General features: G+C 61.8%; 16 protein-coding genes and 1 pseudogene. 7 read left to right on the plus strand and 10 right to left on the minus strand.

Going from position 1 to position 19,487, the window contains the following annotated elements:
* Positions 1-3: 3 nt before the first annotated feature.
* Entirely contained in the window at positions 4-1,119 is a 1,116-nt protein-coding gene (locus B7X65_RS08535) for a mandelate racemase/muconate lactonizing enzyme family protein (protein ID WP_293593861.1), read from the minus strand.
* A 142-nt stretch (positions 1,120-1,261) separates the two neighbouring features.
* Between B7X65_RS08535 and B7X65_RS08540 the strand changes: the two genes are divergently transcribed.
* The 7 genes and pseudogenes from B7X65_RS08540 (at position 1,262) to B7X65_RS08570 (ending at position 9,201) form a co-directional block, all read left to right on the plus strand.
* The gene (locus B7X65_RS08540) at positions 1,262-1,981 is read left to right on the plus strand and encodes a FadR/GntR family transcriptional regulator (RefSeq protein WP_293593862.1); all 720 of its coding nucleotides are present in this window, start codon (positions 1,262-1,264) and stop codon (positions 1,979-1,981) included.
* A gap of 55 nt (positions 1,982-2,036) precedes the next feature.
* Positions 2,037-3,023, plus strand: a complete 987-nt coding sequence (locus B7X65_RS08545; protein WP_293593863.1) for a sialic acid TRAP transporter substrate-binding protein SiaP — start codon at positions 2,037-2,039, stop codon at positions 3,021-3,023.
* Between the two features lie 87 nt (positions 3,024-3,110).
* Complete coding sequence (locus B7X65_RS08550; protein WP_293593864.1) at positions 3,111-3,680, plus strand: TRAP transporter small permease; 570 nt, start codon at positions 3,111-3,113, stop codon at positions 3,678-3,680.
* 12 nt (positions 3,681-3,692) lie between these two features.
* The gene (locus B7X65_RS08555) at positions 3,693-5,087 is read left to right on the plus strand and encodes a TRAP transporter large permease (RefSeq protein ID WP_293593865.1); all 1,395 of its coding nucleotides are present in this window, start codon (positions 3,693-3,695) and stop codon (positions 5,085-5,087) included.
* A 38-nt stretch (positions 5,088-5,125) separates the two neighbouring features.
* Positions 5,126-6,605, plus strand: a pseudogene (locus tag B7X65_RS08560) (altronate dehydratase family protein).
* Positions 6,606-6,621: 16 nt separating this feature from the next.
* Positions 6,622-7,686, plus strand: coding sequence for a malate/lactate/ureidoglycolate dehydrogenase (locus B7X65_RS08565; protein ID WP_293593866.1), 1,065 nt, complete (start codon positions 6,622-6,624; stop codon positions 7,684-7,686).
* A gap of 78 nt (positions 7,687-7,764) precedes the next feature.
* Entirely contained in the window at positions 7,765-9,201 is a 1,437-nt protein-coding gene (locus B7X65_RS08570; protein ID WP_293593867.1) for a mannitol dehydrogenase family protein, read from the plus strand.
* A gap of 88 nt (positions 9,202-9,289) precedes the next feature.
* Here B7X65_RS08570 and slmA read toward each other — a convergent pair whose 3' ends face one another.
* From slmA to B7X65_RS08615, 9 genes are all read right to left on the minus strand, one after another.
* Positions 9,290-9,925: a nucleoid occlusion factor SlmA gene (gene slmA / locus B7X65_RS08575; RefSeq protein ID WP_293593868.1), complete on the minus strand. Its 636-nt coding sequence runs from the start codon at positions 9,923-9,925 to the stop codon at positions 9,290-9,292.
* Positions 9,926-10,075: 150 nt separating this feature from the next.
* Positions 10,076-11,491, minus strand: a complete 1,416-nt coding sequence (locus tag B7X65_RS08580) for a sensor histidine kinase (protein WP_293594104.1) — start codon at positions 11,489-11,491, stop codon at positions 10,076-10,078.
* An 87-nt stretch (positions 11,492-11,578) separates the two neighbouring features.
* A complete protein-coding gene (locus B7X65_RS08585; protein WP_293593869.1) occupies positions 11,579-12,274 on the minus strand; it encodes a response regulator transcription factor in 696 nt (231 codons plus the stop codon).
* A 162-nt stretch (positions 12,275-12,436) separates the two neighbouring features.
* Positions 12,437-13,348, minus strand: a complete 912-nt coding sequence (gene argB, locus B7X65_RS08590; protein ID WP_293593870.1) for an acetylglutamate kinase — start codon at positions 13,346-13,348, stop codon at positions 12,437-12,439.
* A gap of 76 nt (positions 13,349-13,424) precedes the next feature.
* Positions 13,425-15,344, minus strand: a complete 1,920-nt coding sequence (locus B7X65_RS08595; protein ID WP_293593871.1) for a nucleoside-diphosphate sugar epimerase/dehydratase — start codon at positions 15,342-15,344, stop codon at positions 13,425-13,427.
* Positions 15,345-15,428: 84 nt separating this feature from the next.
* Positions 15,429-16,727, minus strand: a complete 1,299-nt coding sequence (locus B7X65_RS08600) for an O-antigen ligase family protein (protein ID WP_293593872.1) — start codon at positions 16,725-16,727, stop codon at positions 15,429-15,431.
* A 13-nt stretch (positions 16,728-16,740) separates the two neighbouring features.
* Entirely contained in the window at positions 16,741-17,301 is a 561-nt protein-coding gene (locus B7X65_RS08605; RefSeq protein ID WP_293593873.1) for a sugar transferase, read from the minus strand.
* A gap of 46 nt (positions 17,302-17,347) precedes the next feature.
* Entirely contained in the window at positions 17,348-18,475 is a 1,128-nt protein-coding gene (gene wecB, locus B7X65_RS08610; RefSeq protein ID WP_293593874.1) for a non-hydrolyzing UDP-N-acetylglucosamine 2-epimerase, read from the minus strand.
* A complete protein-coding gene (locus B7X65_RS08615) occupies positions 18,468-19,478 on the minus strand; it encodes a polysaccharide biosynthesis protein (protein WP_293593875.1) in 1,011 nt (336 codons plus the stop codon). The genes wecB and B7X65_RS08615 overlap by 8 nt, the downstream gene beginning before the upstream one ends.
* Positions 19,479-19,487: the final 9 nt, after the last annotated feature.

Genomic DNA, 19,487 nt, shown 5'->3' on the forward strand with positions numbered 1-19,487 from the left:
GGTTTATTGATTCAGGGTGGTATCGGCAAGCTGCCGTTTTTCGATGACAGGCCAGTCCCACGCGATGCCCAGGCCCGGCGTGTCGGGCGGCCAGGCATAACCGCCCTCGACCCGGATGCGGCTGGTCGTGATGTCGTCCAGCTGCGGAATGTATTCAACCCAGGCCGCATTGGGCACCGCAGCGCACAGGCTCACATGCAGTTCCATCAGGAAATGCGGACACACGGGCACGCCAAAACCTTCGGCCAGATGCGCCACCTTGATCCACGGCGTGATGCCGCCAATCCGCGCCACGTCGGGCTGGACAATGCTGCAGGCGCCCTGCTCCAGGTATTCGCGGAACTGGCTCAGGTGGTACATCGACTCACCCACGGCCACCGGGATGGCCGTCTGGGCGCGCAGCTGACGGTGCCCCGACACGTCTTCGGCCGCCATGGGCTCCTCCAGCCAGGCCAGGTCCAGCCCCGCAAAGGCAGCCGCCCGGCGCACCGCTTCCGGGCGGTTGAAGCCCTGGTTCGCGTCGACCATGATGTCGAAGCCCGGCCCTACCGCATCCCGCACGGCGGACAGCCGCGCCACGTCCTCGCTGACATGCGGCCGTCCCACCTTGATCTTCGCACCCCGGAAACCCTGGGCCTGGGCCGCCAGCGTCTGCGTCACCAGTTCGTCGGCACCCAGGTGCAGCCAGCCGCCCTCGGTGGTGTACACCGGGACACGTGATTGCGCGCCACCGAGCAGTTGCCACAGGGGCAAGTCCTGGCGGCGTGCGCGCCAGTCCCACAAGGCGGTGTCCACGCAGGCCAGCGCCAGGCTGGTGATGGCCCCCACGGCCGTGGCGTGGGTGTGAAAAAACAGGTCTTTCCAGATCGCCTCCACATGCAGCGGGTTGCGGCCCAGCAGACGCGGCGCCAGGTGGTCGTGCAGCAAGGCCATGACCGATGATCCGCCGGTACCAATGGTGTAGGCATACCCGGTGCCTTCCACGCCGTCGCTGCAGCGCAGGGTGAGCAGCAGGGTCTCCTGCGTCACAAAGGACTGGATGGCGTCGGTGCGCACGACCTTGGGCGGCAGGTTGACCTGCCGCAGGCGGACGGACTCAATCGTGACGGGCGCGGTCATGGACGGACGCGGACGAAAAACATGACAGGAAACATTACAGGGTTTAGCCGGATGGCCGGAAGGACTGGAATCATGGGATTATCAATTGGTCTGACCACTTGTCCACTTCTGGCTAACCCTTAATCCCTCCCAGTACCGAAAAATGCCGCTGCAAACCGTCGAACCGCAACGCCTTTACCGCCAGATCGCCGAGCAGTTGCGCTCGCTGATCAGCAAGGGAGAGTTTGCGGCCGGCACACGCCTGCCGGCAGAACGCGACCTGGCCAAACAGCTCGGTGTGAGCCGGCCGTCGGTGCGGGAAGCACTGATTGCCATGGAAGTCGAAGGCTGGGTCGAGGTGCGCACCGGCTCCGGCGTGTATGTGCTGGACCGGTCGGTGCGGGCCAGCCGTTCCAAGGGGCCGCAGGTCACCCTGACCGAATGGGGGCCCCTGGAACTGATACGCGCGCGCCGCGTGGTGGAGGGCGAGATCGCCTCAATGGCCGCTCTCCAGGCCAGGCGCAAGGACATCGACGCGATGCGCGCGGCCATTGACACGATGGTCACCGACGCCAACCGCGGCGTGTTGCCGCTGGACGGCGACCGGGCCTTCCACAGCGCGATTGTCGAGGCTTGCGGCAACGTGGTGCTGATCGAAACCGTGCAGAGTTTCTGGGACTCCCGCCGCGGCCCGCTGTTCACGCGCCTGACCGGCTACTTCGAGACGATGAAATCATGGCAATCGGCGATTGCCGAACACGAAGCGATCCTGGCCGCCATCTGCGCACACGACGGCCCCGCCGCCCGCACGGCCATGCACGCCCACATGGACAAGTCCCATTCCCGATTCAGCGCGAGCTGGCGCCGCGCGAAGACAAGCTGAAGGAAGCGCCCGGCAACTGACCTTTTCGACCCTTTCTTTTAACCGAGGAGACAACATGACAAAACGATTCACTCTAAAAACAATAGCATGCTGCGCAATCATGGCGGGCACCCTGGGCACATTTGGCATGGCCCATGCGCAGACCAAACTGAAATGGGCGCACGTCTATGAAACGTCCGAGCCCTACCACAAGTGGTCGGTCTGGGCGGCCGACGAGTTCAAGAAACGCACCAACGGCAAGTACGAGATCCAGGTCTTCCCGGCTTCCAGCCTGGGCAAGGAAAGCGACATCAACCAGGGCCTGCAACTGGGCACGGTGGACATCATCCTGACCGGCGCCTCCTTTGCTTCCAACTCCTATCCGCGCCTGGCTGTCAGCTACTACCCCTTCACCTTCCGCGACGCGGACCATGTGGTCAAGTACGGCAAGAGCGATGTTTTCAGGGAACTGGCCGAGGGCTACAAGAAGGCCACCGGCAACACGGTGACCGCGCTGACCTACTATGGCGCCCGCCACGCCACCAGCAACAAGCTGTTCACCAACTGCGACCAGATGAAGGGCCTGAAGATGCGGGTGCCCGATTCTCCGGCCTACACCGCGCTGCCGCGCGCCTGCGGCGCGAACCCGACACCCATCGCGTTTGCCGAGGTCTACCTGGCGCTGCAGAACGGCACCGTGGATGCGCAGGAAAATCCGCTGCCCACCATCGAAGCCAAGAAGTTCTATGAAGTGCAGAAGAACATCATCCTGACCGGCCACATCTCCGACGCGCTGCTCACGGTGATTTCACCCAGCACCATGGCCAGGCTGTCGCCGGCCGAGCAGAAGCTGCTCGCCGAGATCACGCAGGAAGCCGCCGAAAAGGCCACCAACGACATCCGCAAGCGTGAAGGCGAGCTGGTGGAAGAGTTCAAGAAAAAGGGCAACAACGTGGTGACGGTTGACCGCGCCGACTTCCAGCAGCGCGTACTCAAGGCCATCACCTTCGAATCCATGAAGCTCGACAAGAAAGACTGGGACCGCATCATCGCCATCAAGTAAGTCACCGAAGTCACCCCCCGGGCCGGGCTTGCCGCCACATCGGCAGCCCGGCCTTTCGACAAGCTCAGGACGATCGGAACCCGCAAGATGGAAACCATTGACGACATGGCCCCCGTGATGGGGGCGGACGGACAGTTTCACGCGCAGGACGAAGCCGTGGACCTTTCCGACACCAAACTGGAAGCCTGGGTGGCACTGGGCTTCTTCTGGATCCTGGGCGCCACGGTGTTCTACCAGTTCTTCACCCGCTATGTACTCAACGACTCGGCCGCCTGGACAGAGGAGATCGCACGCTACCTGCTGATCGCGGTGGTCTTCACAGGCGCGACCATAGGGGTGGTCAAGAACAACCACATCCAGGTGGATTTTTTCTACAAATTCATGCCCACGCCCATGGCACGCGTCATGGCCACCGCCGTCGATGTGCTGCGCGCGGGCTTCTTCGCCGCAGCCGCCGTGCTGACGGTGATGATGATGCTCAAGCTGGGCAGCAATTCGCGCATGACCATGGTCGACCTGCCCATGAACTGGGTCTACGGCATTTGCCTGCTGGGCTTCGCCGCCATGGCCTTCCGCTCCGTCCAGATTGCGCTGTTCCACCACCGGCGCGGCTACTCCGTCCTGGAACGTCCCGAGTCCTCGATGGACGACAAATAACACCCACACACCATGCTCAAAATCATTTTCCTGCTGCTCATGAGTGGCGGCATTCCGGTGGCCATCGCCATGGCGGGTTCAGCCCTGGTTTACATCTGGTGGACGGGCACCCTGCCGGCTTTCGTGGTGATCCACCGCATGGTCAGCGGCATCGACAGCTTTCCGTTGCTGGCGGTTCCGTTTTTCATCCTGGCCGGCAACCTCATGAACAACGCCGGCATCACCAACCGCATCTACAACTACGCGCTGGCGCTGGTCGGCTGGCTCAAGGGCGGCCTGGGCCATGTGAATGTGGTGGGTTCGGTGGTGTTCGCCGGCATGAGCGGCACCGCGATTGCCGACGCCGCCGGCCTGGGCACCATCGAGATCAAGGCCATGACCGACCACGGCTACAGCAAAGAGTTTGCCGTCGGCGTCACCGCAGCATCGGCCACGCTCGGGCCCATCATTCCGCCCAGCCTGCCCTTCGTGATTTACGGGATGATGGCCAACGTCAGCGTCGGGGCGCTGTTTCTGGCCGGCATCCTGCCGGGCATCCTGATGGGCGTGCTGATGATGCTGACCGTGGCTTACTTCGCCCACAAGAACGGCTGGGGCGCCGACATCAAGTTCGAGTGGCCCCGCGTGATCAAGGCGCTGGTCGAAACCCTGGTGGTGGCCGGCTGGCCGCTGGCGCTCTGGCTGCTGATCACCAAGGCGGGCTTTCCGCCGCAGATCACCGTGTTTGCCGGCCTGATCGTGCTGTTTGCCGCCGACAAATTCTTCAACTTCCAGGCCGTGCTGCCCATCATGACGCCGGTGCTGCTGATAGGCGGCATGACGACCGGCATCTTCACGCCCACCGAAGGCGCCATTGCCGCCTGCCTCTGGGCCATGGTGCTGGGCCTGGCCTGGTACCGCACGCTGAACTGGAAAATGTTCGTCAAGGTCTGCCTGGACACGGTGGAAACCACCGCCACCGTGCTGTTCATCGTGGCGGCGGCCAGCATCTTCGGCTGGATGCTCACCGCCACCGGCGTCACCGCGGCGATTTCCGAGTGGGTGCTTGGTTTCACCAAGGAGCCCTGGGTGTTCCTGCTGCTGGCCAACCTGCTGATGCTGTTTGTCGGCTGCTTTCTCGAACCCACCGCCGCCATCACCATCCTGGTGCCGATTCTTGTGCCGATCTGCCAGCAGCTGGGCATCGACCTGGTTCACTTCGGTCTGGTGATGGTGCTCAACCTGATGATAGGCCTGCTGCATCCACCCATGGGCATGGTGCTGTTTGTGCTGGCACGGGTGGCCAAACTCTCGGTCGAGCGCACCACCATCGCCATCCTGCCCTGGCTGGTACCCCTGCTTGGCTCACTGGCCGTCATCACCTATTTTCCGAAGCTGGTGCTCTGGCTGCCAAAAATGGTTTACTGAAATTTTTCACCGAGACGGCCCATCGCCCCGAACCCACCATGACCCCATTTATCCGCCTTCATCCCGCCGACGACGTCCTGATTGCCCGCGCCCAGCTGGTGGGCGGCACCCAGGTCGAAAACATCACCGTCAAGGGCCTGATCCCGCCCGGCCACAAGGTCGCCACACGCACACTGGCGGCCGGCGAGCCTGTGCGGCGCTACAACCAGATCATCGGTTTTGCCAGCAAGGCGATTGCCCCCGGTGAGCATGTGCACACGCACAACCTCGACATGGGTCCCGACAAAGGCGACTTTGCGCGCGACTATGCCTTTGGCGCCGACGTGAAACCCGCCGCCCCTCGGCGCGAAGCGACCTTCATGGGCATCAAGCGCGCCGACGGCCGGGTGGCCACGCGCAACTACATCGGCATCCTGTCCAGCGTCAACTGCTCGGCCACTGCCGCGCGTGCCATCGCCGACCATTTTTCGCGGCAAACCAACCCGGCCGCGCTGAAGGACTTTCCCAACGTGGACGGTGTGGTGGCGCTGACGCACGGCACCGGCTGCGGCATGGCCACCGAGGGCATGGGTATGCAGATCCTGGAGCGCACGTTGGCCGGCTACGCCACCCATGCCAACTTTGCCGGCGTGCTGGTGGTGGGCCTGGGCTGCGAGGCCAACCAGATCAACGCCTGGCTGGCGCACAGCGCGCTGCGCGAAGGCGACAACTTCCGCGTCTTCAACATCCAGGACACCGGCGGCACGCGCAAGACGGTGGACAAGGGGATTGCCCTGATCCAGGAGATGCTGCCGCGCGCCAATGCGGTGAAACGCGAACCCTGCAGCGCGGCCCACATCACCATCGGCCTGCAATGCGGCGGCTCCGACGGTTATTCGGGCATCAGCGCGAATCCGGCGCTGGGCGCGGCGGTGGACCTGCTGGTGGCGCATGGCGGCACCGCCATCCTCAGCGAAACCCCTGAAATTTACGGCGCCGAGCACCTGCTGACACGCCGCGCCGTGCGCCCCGACATCGCCGAAAAACTGATCGCCCGCATCAAGTGGTGGGAGCACTACACCGCCATCAACGAAGGCGAGATGAACAACAACCCCTCGCCCGGCAACAAGGCCGGTGGTCTGACGACCATTCTCGAAAAGTCGCTGGGCGCCGTAGCCAAGGGCGGTACCAGCAACCTCGAGGCGGTGTACGAATACGCCGAACCCGTGGGCGCACACGGCTTTGTCTACATGGACACGCCGGGTTACGACCCGGTCAGCGCCACCGGCCAGGTGGCCGGCGGCGCCAACCTGATCTGCTTCACCACCGGACGCGGCTCGGCCTATGGCTGCGCGCCCTCGCCTTCGCTCAAGCTCGCCACCAACTCGGCGCTGTGGCAGCGCCAGGAGGAGGACATGGACATCAACTGCGGCGAGATCATCGACGGCGGTGTGTCTGTGCAGGAAATGGGCCAAAAGCGAGCAACACGGCTATGGGCAAAACGAATTTGTGCCCTGGCAAGTCGGCGCCGTGATGTGATCCAGCTACTTTTTATATGCAAAAAACACTCCCAGCCCAATCACTGCAAGCGCAAGTAGCTACCGTTTTAATAGCAGCCGGCAGCACTGCCGATGAAGCCGCTGCCGTGGCGGCCAACCTGGTACTGGCCAACCTGAGCGGCCACGACTCCCACGGCGTGGGCATGCTGCCGCGTTATGTGGACGCGGTGCTCGAGGGCGGCCTGCATCCCAACACCGGCGTGAAGGTGGTGCTCGACACCGGTTCGCTGCTCACGCTGGACGGCCAGCGCGGCTACGGCCAGATCGTCGGCCAGCAGGCCATGGCGCTGGGCATGGAACGCGCCAAAACCCATGGCAGCTGCATCATGACATTGGCCAACGCGCACCACCTGGGGCGCATCGGGCACTTCGCCGAAATGGCCGTGGCCCAGGGGCTGGTGTCGCTGCATTTTGTCAACGTGCTGTCGCGCCCGGTGGTCGCACCTTTCGGCGGTGCCGATGGCCGCTACGGCACCAACCCCTGCTGCATCGGCATTCCGTTGGCGGGACGTGCACCTTTCGTCCTGGACTTCGCCACCAGCCGCGTGGCGCAAGGAAAAATGCGCGTCGCCCACAACGAAGGCCGGCGCGTGGAGCCCGGCACGCTGATCGACGAACACGGCCAGCCCACCACCGACCCCGGCGTGGTCGTGGTGCCGCAGAGCAATGGCCTGTTCGGCGCGCTGCTGGCCTTTGGCGAACACAAGGGTTACGGCATGGCCGTGGCCTGTGAACTGCTGGGCGGCGCGCTGACCGGCAGCGGCACCTGGCACAAGCCGACCGACCCGGCCGTGCGCGCGGTGATCAACGGCATGTTGACCATCCTGATCGACCCGGCCAGGCTAGCGATCCAGGCCACGTTTGAGCAGGAAGCGCTGGCTTTTGTCGACTGGCTCCAGGCCGGGCCAGTGGCGCCGGGATTTGACGCGGTGCAGATCGCCGGTGACCCGGAGCGGGCCTATCGCGCGCAGCGGCAGGACCGTGGCATCGCGGTCGATGCCCAGACCTGGCAGGAGATCGTGGCCGCGGGCCGCAAGGTCGGGGTGTCGCTGCCCGACTGACGCCTTCCGACCGCCGCCCACCTGAAACTATGAAATTGATAGCTGCCTGCGCTTATCTGGTTTGGGCTGAAGGCCAAAATGACCATGAAGTCCGCTGAAGCGGCGCCCCGGTTGGGCAGCGCCTGCCTGCCCGTCCTCGCTACGCGCGGCATCCCGGTCCCGACCTACCCGCGCCAGGGCACGCCCGGCGTCGTGCACCTCGGGCTGGGCGCTTTCCACCGCGCGCATCAGGCGCTGGTTTTTGATGCGCTGCTGCAGCGCGGCGACACGCGCTGGGGCGTGCTCGGCGTGGCCATGCGCAGCACGCAACTGGCCGATGCCTTGAGCGCGCAGGACGGCCTGTACGCGGTGCAGGTGGCCAGCCGCGCCGGCAGCCAATGGCAGGTCGGCGGCGCGATCTGGCAGACCGCCGTGGCCGCGCGCGAGCCGGCCCGGGTGGTACAGGCGCTGGCGGCGCCCGCCACGCGCTGGGTCACGCTGACCGTCACGGAAAAAGGCTACGGGCCGGCACTAGCCGAACTGTTGGTGCAGGGGCTGGCGGCGCGCCACGCCGCAGGCCTGCCGGGCCTGACGCTGGCGTCCTGCGACAACCTGGCGCACAACGGGCGCCAGCTGCAGGCGCTGTGTGTCAACAAGGCGCAGGTGGACAACCCGGCGCTCGCGCAATGGATCAACAGCCGCTGCGCTTTTCCCGACAGCATGGTGGACCGCATCGTCCCCGCGGCCACGCCGCAGCGGCTGGCTGCCGCCGCGCAGGCGCTGGGCGTGGCAGACCAGGCGGCGCTGGGCACCGAGGCCTTCTGGGAGTGGGTAATCGAACGGCGCTTTGCCGACCCGGGCGATGCCGAGGTGCTGGCCGCCGCCGGCGTGACGGTGGTGGACGACGTGGCCCCGTTCGAGGACGCCAAGCTGCGCCTGCTCAACGGCAGCCACACGGCCATGGCCTGTCTGGGCGCGGTGGCCGGCTGGCCGGTGATCGGCGAATGCATCACACAGCCGGCGGTGCGGCGCTTCATCCACGGCCTGATGACGCAGGAAGTCGGCCCGCAACTGGCACGCCCGGACTGGGCGGGCTACCGGGACGCCCTGCTTGCACGGTTTGCCAACCCCGCGCTGCAACACAGCGTGCACCAGATCGCCACCGATTCCTCGCAAAAAATTCCGCAGCGCTGGCCGCCCTCGGTGCTGGGCGCGCTGCGCGCCGGCCTGCCTGTGGATCGCCTCGCGTTTGCCGCAGCGGGCTGGATGCGTTATGTGCGCGGCCACGATGAGCAGGGAACACCTTATGCGATGAACGACCCGATGGCCGGCGAACTGCAGGCGCTGGCGTTGGCCCATGCCGGCGATGCCGCAGCCACCGTGCAGGCGCTGGGCACATTGCGGGTGATCTGGGGCGAGGCCCTGCCGGGCAACACGCAATGGCTGGCACTGGTGGCCCGGCAGCTGGACCGCATTCACCGGCTCGGGGTTCTGGCGGCGCTGGCGCAGCTGCAGGCCGAGCTGGACGGCGCCTGAGCCCTTGGCCGGTGCCCCAGCGTTGTGAACGAAATCGGCCGCCAGCCCTTAGAGGGCGGGCGCAAGCTGCTCTCTTTTTGGAAGTGAGTTAAGCCAGCACCACGGCCAGGCTGGCGTCGAGGTGCTCGGTCGGCAGGCGCTTGAAGCCTGAACGCGAGAAGCGCTGCAGGCGGCCCATCATGAAGGCCACAATGACCGAAGCTTGGACCTGCGCCTGGACGGTCGGTGTGGCGGTGCCGTCGGCCCCGGCCGCATCGCGCAGGTTTTGCTTGAGGCTGGACTCGAGCTTGTCGAAAAACTGGTTCATGCGCTCCTGCAGGCGTTCGTTTTCGAACACCAGGGCGTCGCCGGCCATGACGCGCGTCATGCCCGGGTTTTTTTCGGCAAACTGCAGCAGCATGATGACCAGCCTGCGGGTACGCTGCGCCGGGTCGGTCTCGCGTTCGGCGATCTGGTTGACCAGGGTGAACACGGTCTGCTCGATGAACTCGATCAGGCCCTCAAACATCTGGGCCTTGCTGGCAAAGTGGCGGTACAGCGCCGCCTCGCTGACCTCGAGCCGGGCCGCCAGGGCCGAGGTGGTGATGCGCTCCGAACCGGGCTGCTCCAGCATGGTCGCCAGCGCCTGCAGGATCTGCACGCGGCGCTCGCCCGGCTTGGGGCGCTTGCGCGGCGCAGCCGGCGTGGAGAGCTCGGGACTCACATCAGACTCAAACTCGGACATAGGGCATGCAGTGCGTTGTTGTAAGAGATGTTTCAAAAACTGGGCCGACGCTTTGGATTCTCGCACAGCCAGAGGGGGCTTTCGGACGACGCCGGTCAGGGGCAAACCCGTGTGCCAGGCCCTGCCGCGGCGCGGTTTTTGCCCGGCCTCTCAGGCCGGGGAACGCATGACCAGCCGCACCCGCAGGCCCGAGGCGACGCCATCCCGGCTGCCGGCGGCCTCCAGCATCAGCTGCGCCCGGTGCACGCGCGCGATCTCGTCGGCAATCGCCAGCCCCAGCCCGTTGCCCTCCCCGCCCGTGCCGGGCACCCGGTAAAACCGTTCCAGCACCCGGGCGCGCTCGGCGGCGGGGATGCCCGGCCCATCGTCTTCCACCTCGAGAAAAACCAGTGCCTCGCCCGCAGCGCCCTGCGCCTCCAGCGGGCCGCAGCGTATCGTGACCGTGCCGCCCGGCGCCGTGTAGCGGACAGCGTTGTCCACCAGGTTGCCGAGCAGTTCGCGCAGCAGCCACTCGTGGCCGGAGACCTGGGCAAAATACACCTCCAGCCCCAAGTCGATGCCTTTGGCAGAGGCCGCGTCCAGGTGCAGGGCCAGCACCGACTCGCACAGGTCCTTGAGGTCCACCCGATGCACCGGCTGGCCCGCCATGTGGGAGGCGTCGGCCCGCGAAAGGGCCAGCAGCTGGTTGGCCAGCTGCGAGGTGCGCCGGGTGGCGCTGCGCAGCGCCATGATCTTGTCGGCCGACAGGGTCAGTTGCCTGCCTGCCGCGGGCGCCATGGCCGCCTGCGCCCAGGCCTCCACTTGGGCCTGCAGCCCCGCCAGCGGGGTGCGCAGCTGGTGCGCAGCATCGGCCACAAAGCGGCGCTGACCCTCGGCCTGGTCGTTGACCAGCGCAAACAGGCGGTTCAGCGAGGCCACCAGCGGCCGCACTTCGCCCGGCGTGCTCTGCGGGTCGATGGCACTGAGGTCACGCGGAGACCGGCGCTCAACCGCTTCCTTGAGCGCCAGCAACGGCCGCAAGGCCCGGGTGACGGCCCAGTTGACGGCCAGGGCAGCGGCCAGCACCAGAATCAGGTTGGGCAGCAACACCTTGAAAACCACCGAGCGCACCCACTGCTGGCGGGCGTCCGAACCATCGGCCAGCTGCAGGATCAGCTCACCCGCCGCGGTTCTGACACGTTGCGCCACCACCCGGTAGGTGACGCCGTTTTCCTCCATGCTGTGAAACTCGGGCTCGCGGGTGGTGGGCACCACCATGCTGATCCAGGCATCGCCGGTCAGAAAACGGCCCTCGGCATCCGACACCCGGTAACCGGCAAACCCGGTGCGCGCCTTGATGAACTCCTCGACCGGCGGCGCCAGCAACATCACCGGGCTGTCGTCGGCCGTGCGGCCGGACGCGAGCACCGAGTCGGCCAGCAGGGGCGCCAGGCGCCGCAGTTGCTGGTCCTGCTGCAGGGCGGCATTGCCCGCCGCCTCGTAGTCGAAGTAAATGCTCACCAAGGCAAACAGGCTCAGGGGAGCCAGCAGCAGCAGCAGCAGGCGGCGCTGCAGCCCGGACTTCATGGCCGCAGGCACCCTCAACGCAACGGCTTTTTCCGCGACAGCCGCCTTGGCCGGGTCAGCGCCAGTGTTCTCACGCATCAGGGCAGTCTACCCAACCGGCGCGTCCAGCGACTCGCCGCCCACCAGCTCCAGCCGGTAACCAAAGCCGCGAATGGACCGCAGTGCGATGCCGTGCGGCTCCAGCTTGCCACGCAGGCGCGAGACGTAGACCTCGATCGCGTTGGGGGTGATTTCCTTGTCCCAGCCGGTCAGCGCGGCGAGCAGTTTTTCCTTGCTGGCAGGTTTGGGCGCGTGAATCAGCAAATACTCCATCACCGTCCATTCGCGCGGTCCCAGATCGATCAGCTGGCCGTTGGCGCGCGCCTGGCGGTTCGCCGAGTCGAGCTCCAGTGCGCCAAAACTCAAAATGGCGCTGGTGGCCGCCTGCGAGCGGCGCAGCAGCGCACGCAGGCGCGCCAGCAACTCGGGCAGTTCAAAGGGTTTGACCATGTAGTCGTCCGCCCCCAGGTCCAGGCCTTGCACCCGGTCCTCCAGGGCGTCGCGCGCCGTGAGGATCAGCACCGGCATGGCCAGCCCGCGGCTGCGCAGCCGGCGCGTGAGCTCCAGCCCGTCGATTTTGGGCAGGCCGATGTCGATGATGGCGGCGTCAAAATTCTCGCCCTGCAACACCTCTTCGGCACGCTCGGCACTGCCGACCCAGTCGACCGCGTAACCGGCGTCGCTGAGCCCCAGCTTGATGCCGCTGGCCAGCATGACGTCGTCTTCAACGAGGAGCAATCTCATAAAGCCTCGATCAAAGTTGGAAAACGCGTTCAGGAAGCGTAGCGAGCGGCTGTCAGGCTAGGCGCACGGAGCGCAGCAATCGGAATGTGCTTGACGCACATGAGGATTGCGAGCACCGCGCAACAACGCATGGCAGACGCGCAGTAGCTTCATGGGCGCGTTTTAATGCGATCGGATCATGGTGCCGTAGGCCTGATCGGTCAGGATCTCCAGCAGCATGGCATGCGGCACGCGGCCGTCGATGATGTGCACCGAGTTCACGCCGCTTTTGGCCGCGTCCAGCGCACCCTCGATCTTGGGCAGCATGCCGCCGGAGATGGTGCCGTCGGCAAACAGGTCGTCGATTTCGCGGGCGCTGAGATCGGTCAGCAGCTCGCCGGCCTTGTTGAGAACACCTGGGGTGTTTGTCAGCAGCACCAGCTTTTCTGCCTTCAGCACAATGGCCAGCTTGCCCGCCACCACGTCGGCGTTGATGTTGTAGCTTTCATTGTGCTCGCCAAAGCCGATCGGGCTGATCACGGGAATGAAAGCATCGTCCTGCAGCGCCTTGACGACACTGGGGTCGATGCTGAGAATGTCGCCGACAAAGCCGATGTCGTGCTCCTTGGCCGGGTCGTCCTTGTCGACCATCTTGAGTTTCTGCGCCCGGATCAGGCCGCCGTCGCGCCCCGTCAGGCCCACCGCCTTGCCGCCGGCCTGGTTGATCAGGCCCACGATGTCCTGCTGCACCTGGCCTGCCAGCACCCACTCCACCACTTCCATGGTTTCCTCGTCGGTGACGCGCATGCCCTGGACGAATTGCCCCTTTTTGCCGAGACGGTTCAGTGCCGTTTCAATCTGCGGCCCGCCGCCATGCACCACCACCGGGTTCATGCCCACCAGCTTGAGCAGCACCACGTCCTCGGCAAAGTCTGCCTGCAAGGCCGGGTCCGTCATGGCATTGCCGCCGTACTTGATGACCAGCGTCTTGCCGTGGAACTTGCGGATGTAAGGCAGCGCCTGCGCCAGAATTTCGGCCTTGTCGCGCGGGCCTACGTGGGAGAGGTCGGGGTCCGGGGAAGAGATGGTCGTCATTGCGGCGGGCCTTGAATAAAGAAGAAGGGAAATTCCTGAATTGTGCCGCATGCACAACAAAATCTCCGAATACGCATCAACTCGGCAGGTATCCCTGCACAAGGCGTTTGAGCGTGCCCTTGATCGCATCGACGTCGTTTACCTGAGCGGCAAGCCAGAGAGCACGCAACTCCGGGGTAAGGTCAGCCCATGACAGGCAAGGTTCATGGGCTTTCATGATGCGGGGATGTGCTGTTGGCTCAGGGTTGTCGCCAATCAGCAATTCTTCGTAGAGTTTTTCACCAGGCCGCAAACCTGTGATCCTGATCTCAATATCACCCGTAGTCGCACCGTCCTCCCGCACTGTCAGGCCTGATAGCTCCACCATGCGGCGAGCCAAATCCAGTATCTTCACAGGAGTCCCCATGTCGAGCACAAAAACATCTCCCCCCACCGCCATGGCGCCCGCTTGAAGCACCAGCTGAGCAGCCTCGGGAATGGTCATGAAATACCGCGTAACCTCGGCATGAGTCACCGTCAGCGGGCCACCATCAGCGAGTTGACGCCGAAACAGTGGCACAACACTACCGCTAGAACCAAGCACATTGCCAAAGCGAACCATGGTGAAGCAGGTCTGGTTGCCCTGAGAGCTACCAGATCCGGGGCTGCCATCCAGGAAGACCGGTGCACCCTCTTCCGCCAGCGCTTGGAGAACCAACTCTGCCATGCGCTTGCTGGCGCCCATGACATTGGTAGGACGCACCGCTTTATCGGTCGAGATAAGTACGAAACGTGCAACCGTGTTCTCCAGCGCGGCACGGGCCATGTTAAGCGTGCCAAACACATTGTTTGCAATACCTTCACCGGCATTACTCTCCACCATGGGCACATGTTTGTAAGCGGCTGCATGGTAGACGATGGCAGGCCGGTAAAGTGAGCACAGGGCGGACATGCGTGCAAAGTTGAGGACGCTCCCGAGCAGCGGGACCAGCTCCACTGGTGATTGCTCTGAAAACTCCCTGGCTGAGCACAAGGCCTGAAGCTCCTGGTGAATGGCGTATAGACCAAACTCGCTGTGATCCAGCAGTAGCAACTGACGCGGTCGCTGTAGAACTATCTGCCGGCACAACTCGCTACCGATACTGCCTCCCGCGCCCGTAACCAGAACCACCTTTCCGGTCAGGTCGCGCGCTAACCGGTCGGTATCAGGCGGTACGGGCGTGCGGCCCAGCAAGTCTTCCACATCCAGCTCACGAAAATCACGCACCGTCACCCGTCCACTGGCGAGGTCGGCCCAGGCAGGTAACGTACGAATATGTACAGGCAAACCACGCAGACTTTCGATGATGCTATTGCGGCGCTCTCTGGAGGCACGAGGCAGCGCCAGCAAGATGTCAGTGACCTGATGTCGGGTCACGATTTGCGAGATATCGGCTGGGCCAAATACCGGGGCCCCATTGATACTGCGCCTCATCTTGGACGCATCATCATCAATGAAACCAATCAGCTTGTACTGACCGGTGATACCGATGGCAGTGGCCGTCTGAACGCCAGCATTGCCCGCGCCATAGATCAGCAGACGCCCTTCTATCTGGCGGGCCATGCGGCCGGGGTCCGACAACCAGAACCGTGCCAGTGCGCGACTGATGCCCACAAGGACCAGAAAAATCAGCGGCTGCAACAAACCGATAGTTCGCGGTATGCCAGGCCATTGCTGCCACAAAAGCAGCGCAAAGAGCAATACCCCATACACTGCGGCCGCCTGCGCAGTCGCTACCAAAGCGGCGAGGCCGGTGTACCTGAAAATGGCGCGGTAAAGCCCAAATTTGATGAAAACCGGAACGGCAAGCACAGGTGCCAAAGCGTAGGCCACCCACTGCATGTCGGAGGGCCAGTGCAGCGTGTCCAGCCGCAGCGAGAACGCCATCCACATGGCAGTCACGGCCATGACGACATCCAGCAACATCACCAGTAACCATTTGGTCACGCGCGACCAACTGAGAACCTGGCTACGCATGCGCATCGTCCGACAAAAGCTGGAGAAAAAAGCGTTTTCGACGTACCCCACCCTGAGCCCATGCCCAGGTTCGCTTCCCGGATTTCATGTTTTTATCAACCGATCTTCATATTTAAAGTGTTGCACACCCTCCGCGATGCTGCTCCGTGATACCTCACGACTATGAAAGCCGTAAGCTAACAGGACGCCCAGCGATACACAGAAAAAATCACCAATGTAGGCATCGTACAGGGATGAGTTGAACAGGCAAGACACTATCAGTGCAAGCAGCACTGACTGCCCTGCCCGGGCAACAGGGTGATCCATCTTGCGTAGGTCAAACAAGATGGATCCAAAAAATGAGCACAAGAGGAGAATTCCACCCACTCCCAACTGCACACCCCATAGCAGAAATTCCTGGTGAGGGTTGCCGTGCGCATAGTAGTAATAAGAACCCAGACTTTTATGTGCGGGGTTTTTTAATTGCTCAATTCTGTTGAACTCCGTGACCCAACTACCCGCACCAGATCCCATCAAGGGTTTTTCGGCAATCGCCCTAACCGATGTTTTCCAGAAATTTAATCTCACGCCGGATGAACTGAGCGGATCGGGTTTGGAAGAATAAGCCGATATCTCCGTCTTGATGACCGAAAATCTCTGCGCCACCTTGTCAAAACTGAAAAAGGCCACCAGAACTATCAGTGGCGGTACGAATACGGAAGCGAAGCGGTACCTTCCAGGCATAGCCCAGAAAATAGCCAGAGACACCATCGTTACTGCAACGAGATAACCCGTACGGCCCGAAAAAACAATCAATACGTTTCCCAGCGCCAGGATAGATATAGCGATGGCCGCGAAAAACAACGGTCGAGTAGGAGCGAGCGTTTTCAAATGCCAGAAAACGGCAGAAACCACCGCGCTCATGATGCCCTGATCCAGATAGCTGGAAAAGACCGCGTAGGAGGTCTTGGCCATGTTTGCGGTGGCCCACGGAACCGGGACATGAAAATAGAGCAACCAGGCGCTGAGAAGCAAAAAAACTTGCGCACCCAGGAAAAAGGCCAAGGCATACAAAGCCTCTTGGCGCGTTCGAATCAGTACCAGAAGAGCGGGAATCACCAAAAATTTGCCATACTTGCCAACCGCGCCAAGCGCACTGTTCATGGGTGCGGTAGTCCAAAGAAGGCTGAATGCAAAAACAAATACCACGAAGGTCGCCAGCCGCGGGGTCCACATCTTCTGCAGAGGCGCCACGTCCGTAGCACACCGTCCGCCCCTCAAAAGCACAACCAGAACCGCAATCACCAGCAAGACCTTACTGATACTTACAATGGCTAGAGACAGCCCGACCGACGCGGCAACCAAACACACCAGCCCCAAGCGGATGCCAGGATTTTTAATCATTAGCGGGTAGCTTTCAATGGGACACGCCGTCCCGGCGCAGCACTTTTACAAAAGTGCGCCAGAGAATACGCATGTCAAACCACAGTGACTGACGCTGCAAATACTCGACATCCAGCTTCACCTTATCCGGAATGGGCAATTCGTCCCGACCATTGATCTGCGCCCAACCCGTCAGCCCCGGTACCAATTCATGCACACCAAATTGCGTGCGCAAGGCGACAAGATCATGCTGATTAAACAAGGCCGGCCTTGGGCCTACGAGGCTCATGTCGCCCTTCAGGATGCTCCACAATTGCGGGAGTTCATCAAGGCTTGATTGCCTCAGGAAAGACCCGGGAGGAGTGAGGAACTGCTTTGGATCAGCCAGGAGATGCGTTGCCACTGCGGGCGTATCCACTTGCATAGTTCTGAATTTTGGCATCCTGAATATCGTGTTGTGCTGCCCGAACCGGTCGGACCAATAAATCACCGGCCCTTTTGACGTCAACCGGACAAGCACAGCAACCAGCGCAATAGGCACCAGCAAAACCAGTCCAGCCAGCAGGGCCGAACACAAATCGAATAAGCGCTTCATAAAAACTCCACGCCGAAGACCCTTGTTCCGACCACCGGCGAGTCTATTATTTTTTTGACCAGACCACCCGGTTGATGTAGTCGATGTAGCTTGTGACAACCCTGACGATCTGGGTAGAAACATGAGGGTTCTCATAGTCAGCAATCGGCAAAACCGGGCGCCGGTCTTTGCTGTACTGTGATTTCACGATTTCAATGGCATCCAGCACACGATCCTTCCGGAGTCCGCTCATGATCAGCGTCCCCACATCCATCCCTTCAGGTCGTTCATGCGCATTTCGAAGCGTGATGGAGCACAGGTTCAGGAGCGACGTTTCTTCAGTGATTGTTCCGCTGTCCGAGAGAACGCAATAGGCCTCGGTCTGCAGTTTCATATAGTCGAAAAATCCCAGTGGTTTCCCGAAAATGATTCGCTTGTCGAGCCCTTCGTACCCAACTTCTTCGAGGCGCTTGCGTGTCCGGGGATGTGTAGAGACGATGACCGGGAAGCCATATTTTTTGACCAGTTCCTTGAGGGTTTCAAGAAGGTCCCGCAGCGCATCAGGAGAATCCACGTTTTCTTCCCGGTGTGCACTGACAAGAAAGAATTCGTTTGGCTTGAGCTTCAAACGTGAAACGACATCGGATTTTTCGATTTTTGGCATGTAAAAATCGATGACTTCGCGCATGTGGGAGCCGGTCTTGATGATCGTTTCAGGCCGAACCCCTTCAGCGATAAGGTAGCGGCGTGCGTGCTCCGTCAGAACCATGTTGATGTCAGACAGATGGTCTAACACCTTTCGGTTGAGTTCTTCAGGAACACGCTGGTCGAAGCACCGATTGCCAGCCTCCATATGAAACACTGGAATTTTCCGTCGCTTGGCGGCGATGACCGCCAGACATGAGTTAGTGTCTCCGTACAGCATAACGGCATCAGGACGCTCGCTTTCCAGCACCGCATCGGCCTTCATGATGATCTGCCCGATTGTCTGCGCGGCGTTCTCCCCGACGGCCTCCAGAAAATGATCGGGCTTGCGAATCTGCAAGTCTTCAAAGAAGATCTGATTCAGCTCATAGTCAAAGTTCTGGCCCGTGTGCACCAGCACATGGTTGGTGTACTTGTCGAGTGCCGCGATCACGCGGCTCATTTTGATCAACTCAGGACGTGTCCCGACTATCGTCATCACTTTAAACACGAAACGCCTCCTCAATAAATTCAAGTTTTTGCAAAAGCGCCTGGACCTCTCCAACATTCAGTCGCCGGGTATTGTGCGAGGTATAGTCATCAAGGTGGGAAATACGCTCTTCGCCATCGCTGAAATACTTGGCGTAGTTTAAATCTCGGTTGTCGGCAGGAATACGGTAGTACTCACCCATATCATCGACTTTCGCCATTTCTTCTCTAGATACCAATGTCTCATAAAGTTTTTCGCCGTGACGTGTTCCGATAATCCGGACGGGATTGTCTTTTCCAAAAAGGGATTTCAGCGCCTGTGCGAGATCTGCGACCGTTGAAGCCGGCGCCTTCTGCACAAAAATGTCGCCCTGCTTGCCGTGTTCAAACGCGTGAAGCACCAGATCCACGGAATCATCCAGCGACATCAGAAAACGGGTCATATTGGCATCTGTAACGGTCAAAGGCATGCCTGTCTTCAGCTGCGACACAAACAATGGAATGACGGAACCTCTCGACGCCATCACGTTGCCGTAGCGGGTGGCACAAAGAACCGTTTCGCCTTCGTCCTGCATCCTCGCTTTCGCGACCATGAGCTTTTCCATCATGGCCTTGGAAACACCCATGGCATTGATGGGATAAACAGCCTTGTCAGTGCTGAGCACCACTACCCGCTTCACGGCATGCGCAATGGCGGCGTTCATGACATTTTCAGCGCCAAGTACGTTGGTCCGCACCGCTTCCATCGGATAAAACTCGCACGACGGCACCTGCTTGAGCGCGGCAGCATGAAAAACGTAGTCAACGCCTTTCATGGCCTGATGAATACTGTCGTAATTCCGGATATCGCCAATATAGAACTTCAGCTTGTCGTTACTCAGGGCAATGCGCATTTCTTCCTGTTTCTTCTCATCACGGCTGAAAATGCGTATTTCGCGTACCGCCGTCGAAAGAAAGCGTTTGAGAACGGCATTGCCAAACGAGCCCGTACCACCGGTAATCATGAGTACTTTGTTATCGAACATGGTGTGGTG

The sequence above is a fragment of the Polaromonas sp. 39-63-25 genome (assembly GCF_002278925.1).
Classification (GTDB): domain Bacteria; phylum Pseudomonadota; class Gammaproteobacteria; order Burkholderiales; family Burkholderiaceae_C; genus Polaromonas.

Excerpts from the sequence above, each read along its gene's own strand:
- B7X65_RS08535 (WP_293593861.1), bottom strand. The coding sequence starts at position 1,119 with ATGACCGCGCCCGTCACGATTGAGTCCGTCCGCCTGCGGCAGGTCAAC.
- B7X65_RS08540 (WP_293593862.1), top strand. The coding sequence starts at position 1,262 with ATGCCGCTGCAAACCGTCGAACCGCAACGCCTTTACCGCCAGATCGCC.
- B7X65_RS08545 (WP_293593863.1), top strand. The coding sequence starts at position 2,037 with ATGACAAAACGATTCACTCTAAAAACAATAGCATGCTGCGCAATCATG.
- B7X65_RS08550 (WP_293593864.1), top strand. The coding sequence starts at position 3,111 with ATGGAAACCATTGACGACATGGCCCCCGTGATGGGGGCGGACGGACAG.
- B7X65_RS08555 (WP_293593865.1), top strand. The coding sequence starts at position 3,693 with ATGCTCAAAATCATTTTCCTGCTGCTCATGAGTGGCGGCATTCCGGTG.
- B7X65_RS08565 (WP_293593866.1), top strand. The coding sequence starts at position 6,622 with ATGCAAAAAACACTCCCAGCCCAATCACTGCAAGCGCAAGTAGCTACC.
- B7X65_RS08570 (WP_293593867.1), top strand. The coding sequence starts at position 7,765 with ATGACCATGAAGTCCGCTGAAGCGGCGCCCCGGTTGGGCAGCGCCTGC.
- slmA (WP_293593868.1), bottom strand. The coding sequence starts at position 9,925 with ATGTCCGAGTTTGAGTCTGATGTGAGTCCCGAGCTCTCCACGCCGGCT.
- B7X65_RS08580 (WP_293594104.1), bottom strand. The coding sequence starts at position 11,491 with ATGAAGTCCGGGCTGCAGCGCCGCCTGCTGCTGCTGCTGCTGGCTCCC.
- B7X65_RS08585 (WP_293593869.1), bottom strand. The coding sequence starts at position 12,274 with ATGAGATTGCTCCTCGTTGAAGACGACGTCATGCTGGCCAGCGGCATC.
- argB (WP_293593870.1), bottom strand. The coding sequence starts at position 13,348 with ATGACGACCATCTCTTCCCCGGACCCCGACCTCTCCCACGTAGGCCCG.
- B7X65_RS08595 (WP_293593871.1), bottom strand. The coding sequence starts at position 15,344 with ATGCGTAGCCAGGTTCTCAGTTGGTCGCGCGTGACCAAATGGTTACTG.
- B7X65_RS08600 (WP_293593872.1), bottom strand. The coding sequence starts at position 16,727 with ATGATTAAAAATCCTGGCATCCGCTTGGGGCTGGTGTGTTTGGTTGCC.
- B7X65_RS08605 (WP_293593873.1), bottom strand. The coding sequence starts at position 17,301 with ATGAAGCGCTTATTCGATTTGTGTTCGGCCCTGCTGGCTGGACTGGTT.
- B7X65_RS08615 (WP_293593875.1), bottom strand. The coding sequence starts at position 19,478 with ATGTTCGATAACAAAGTACTCATGATTACCGGTGGTACGGGCTCGTTT.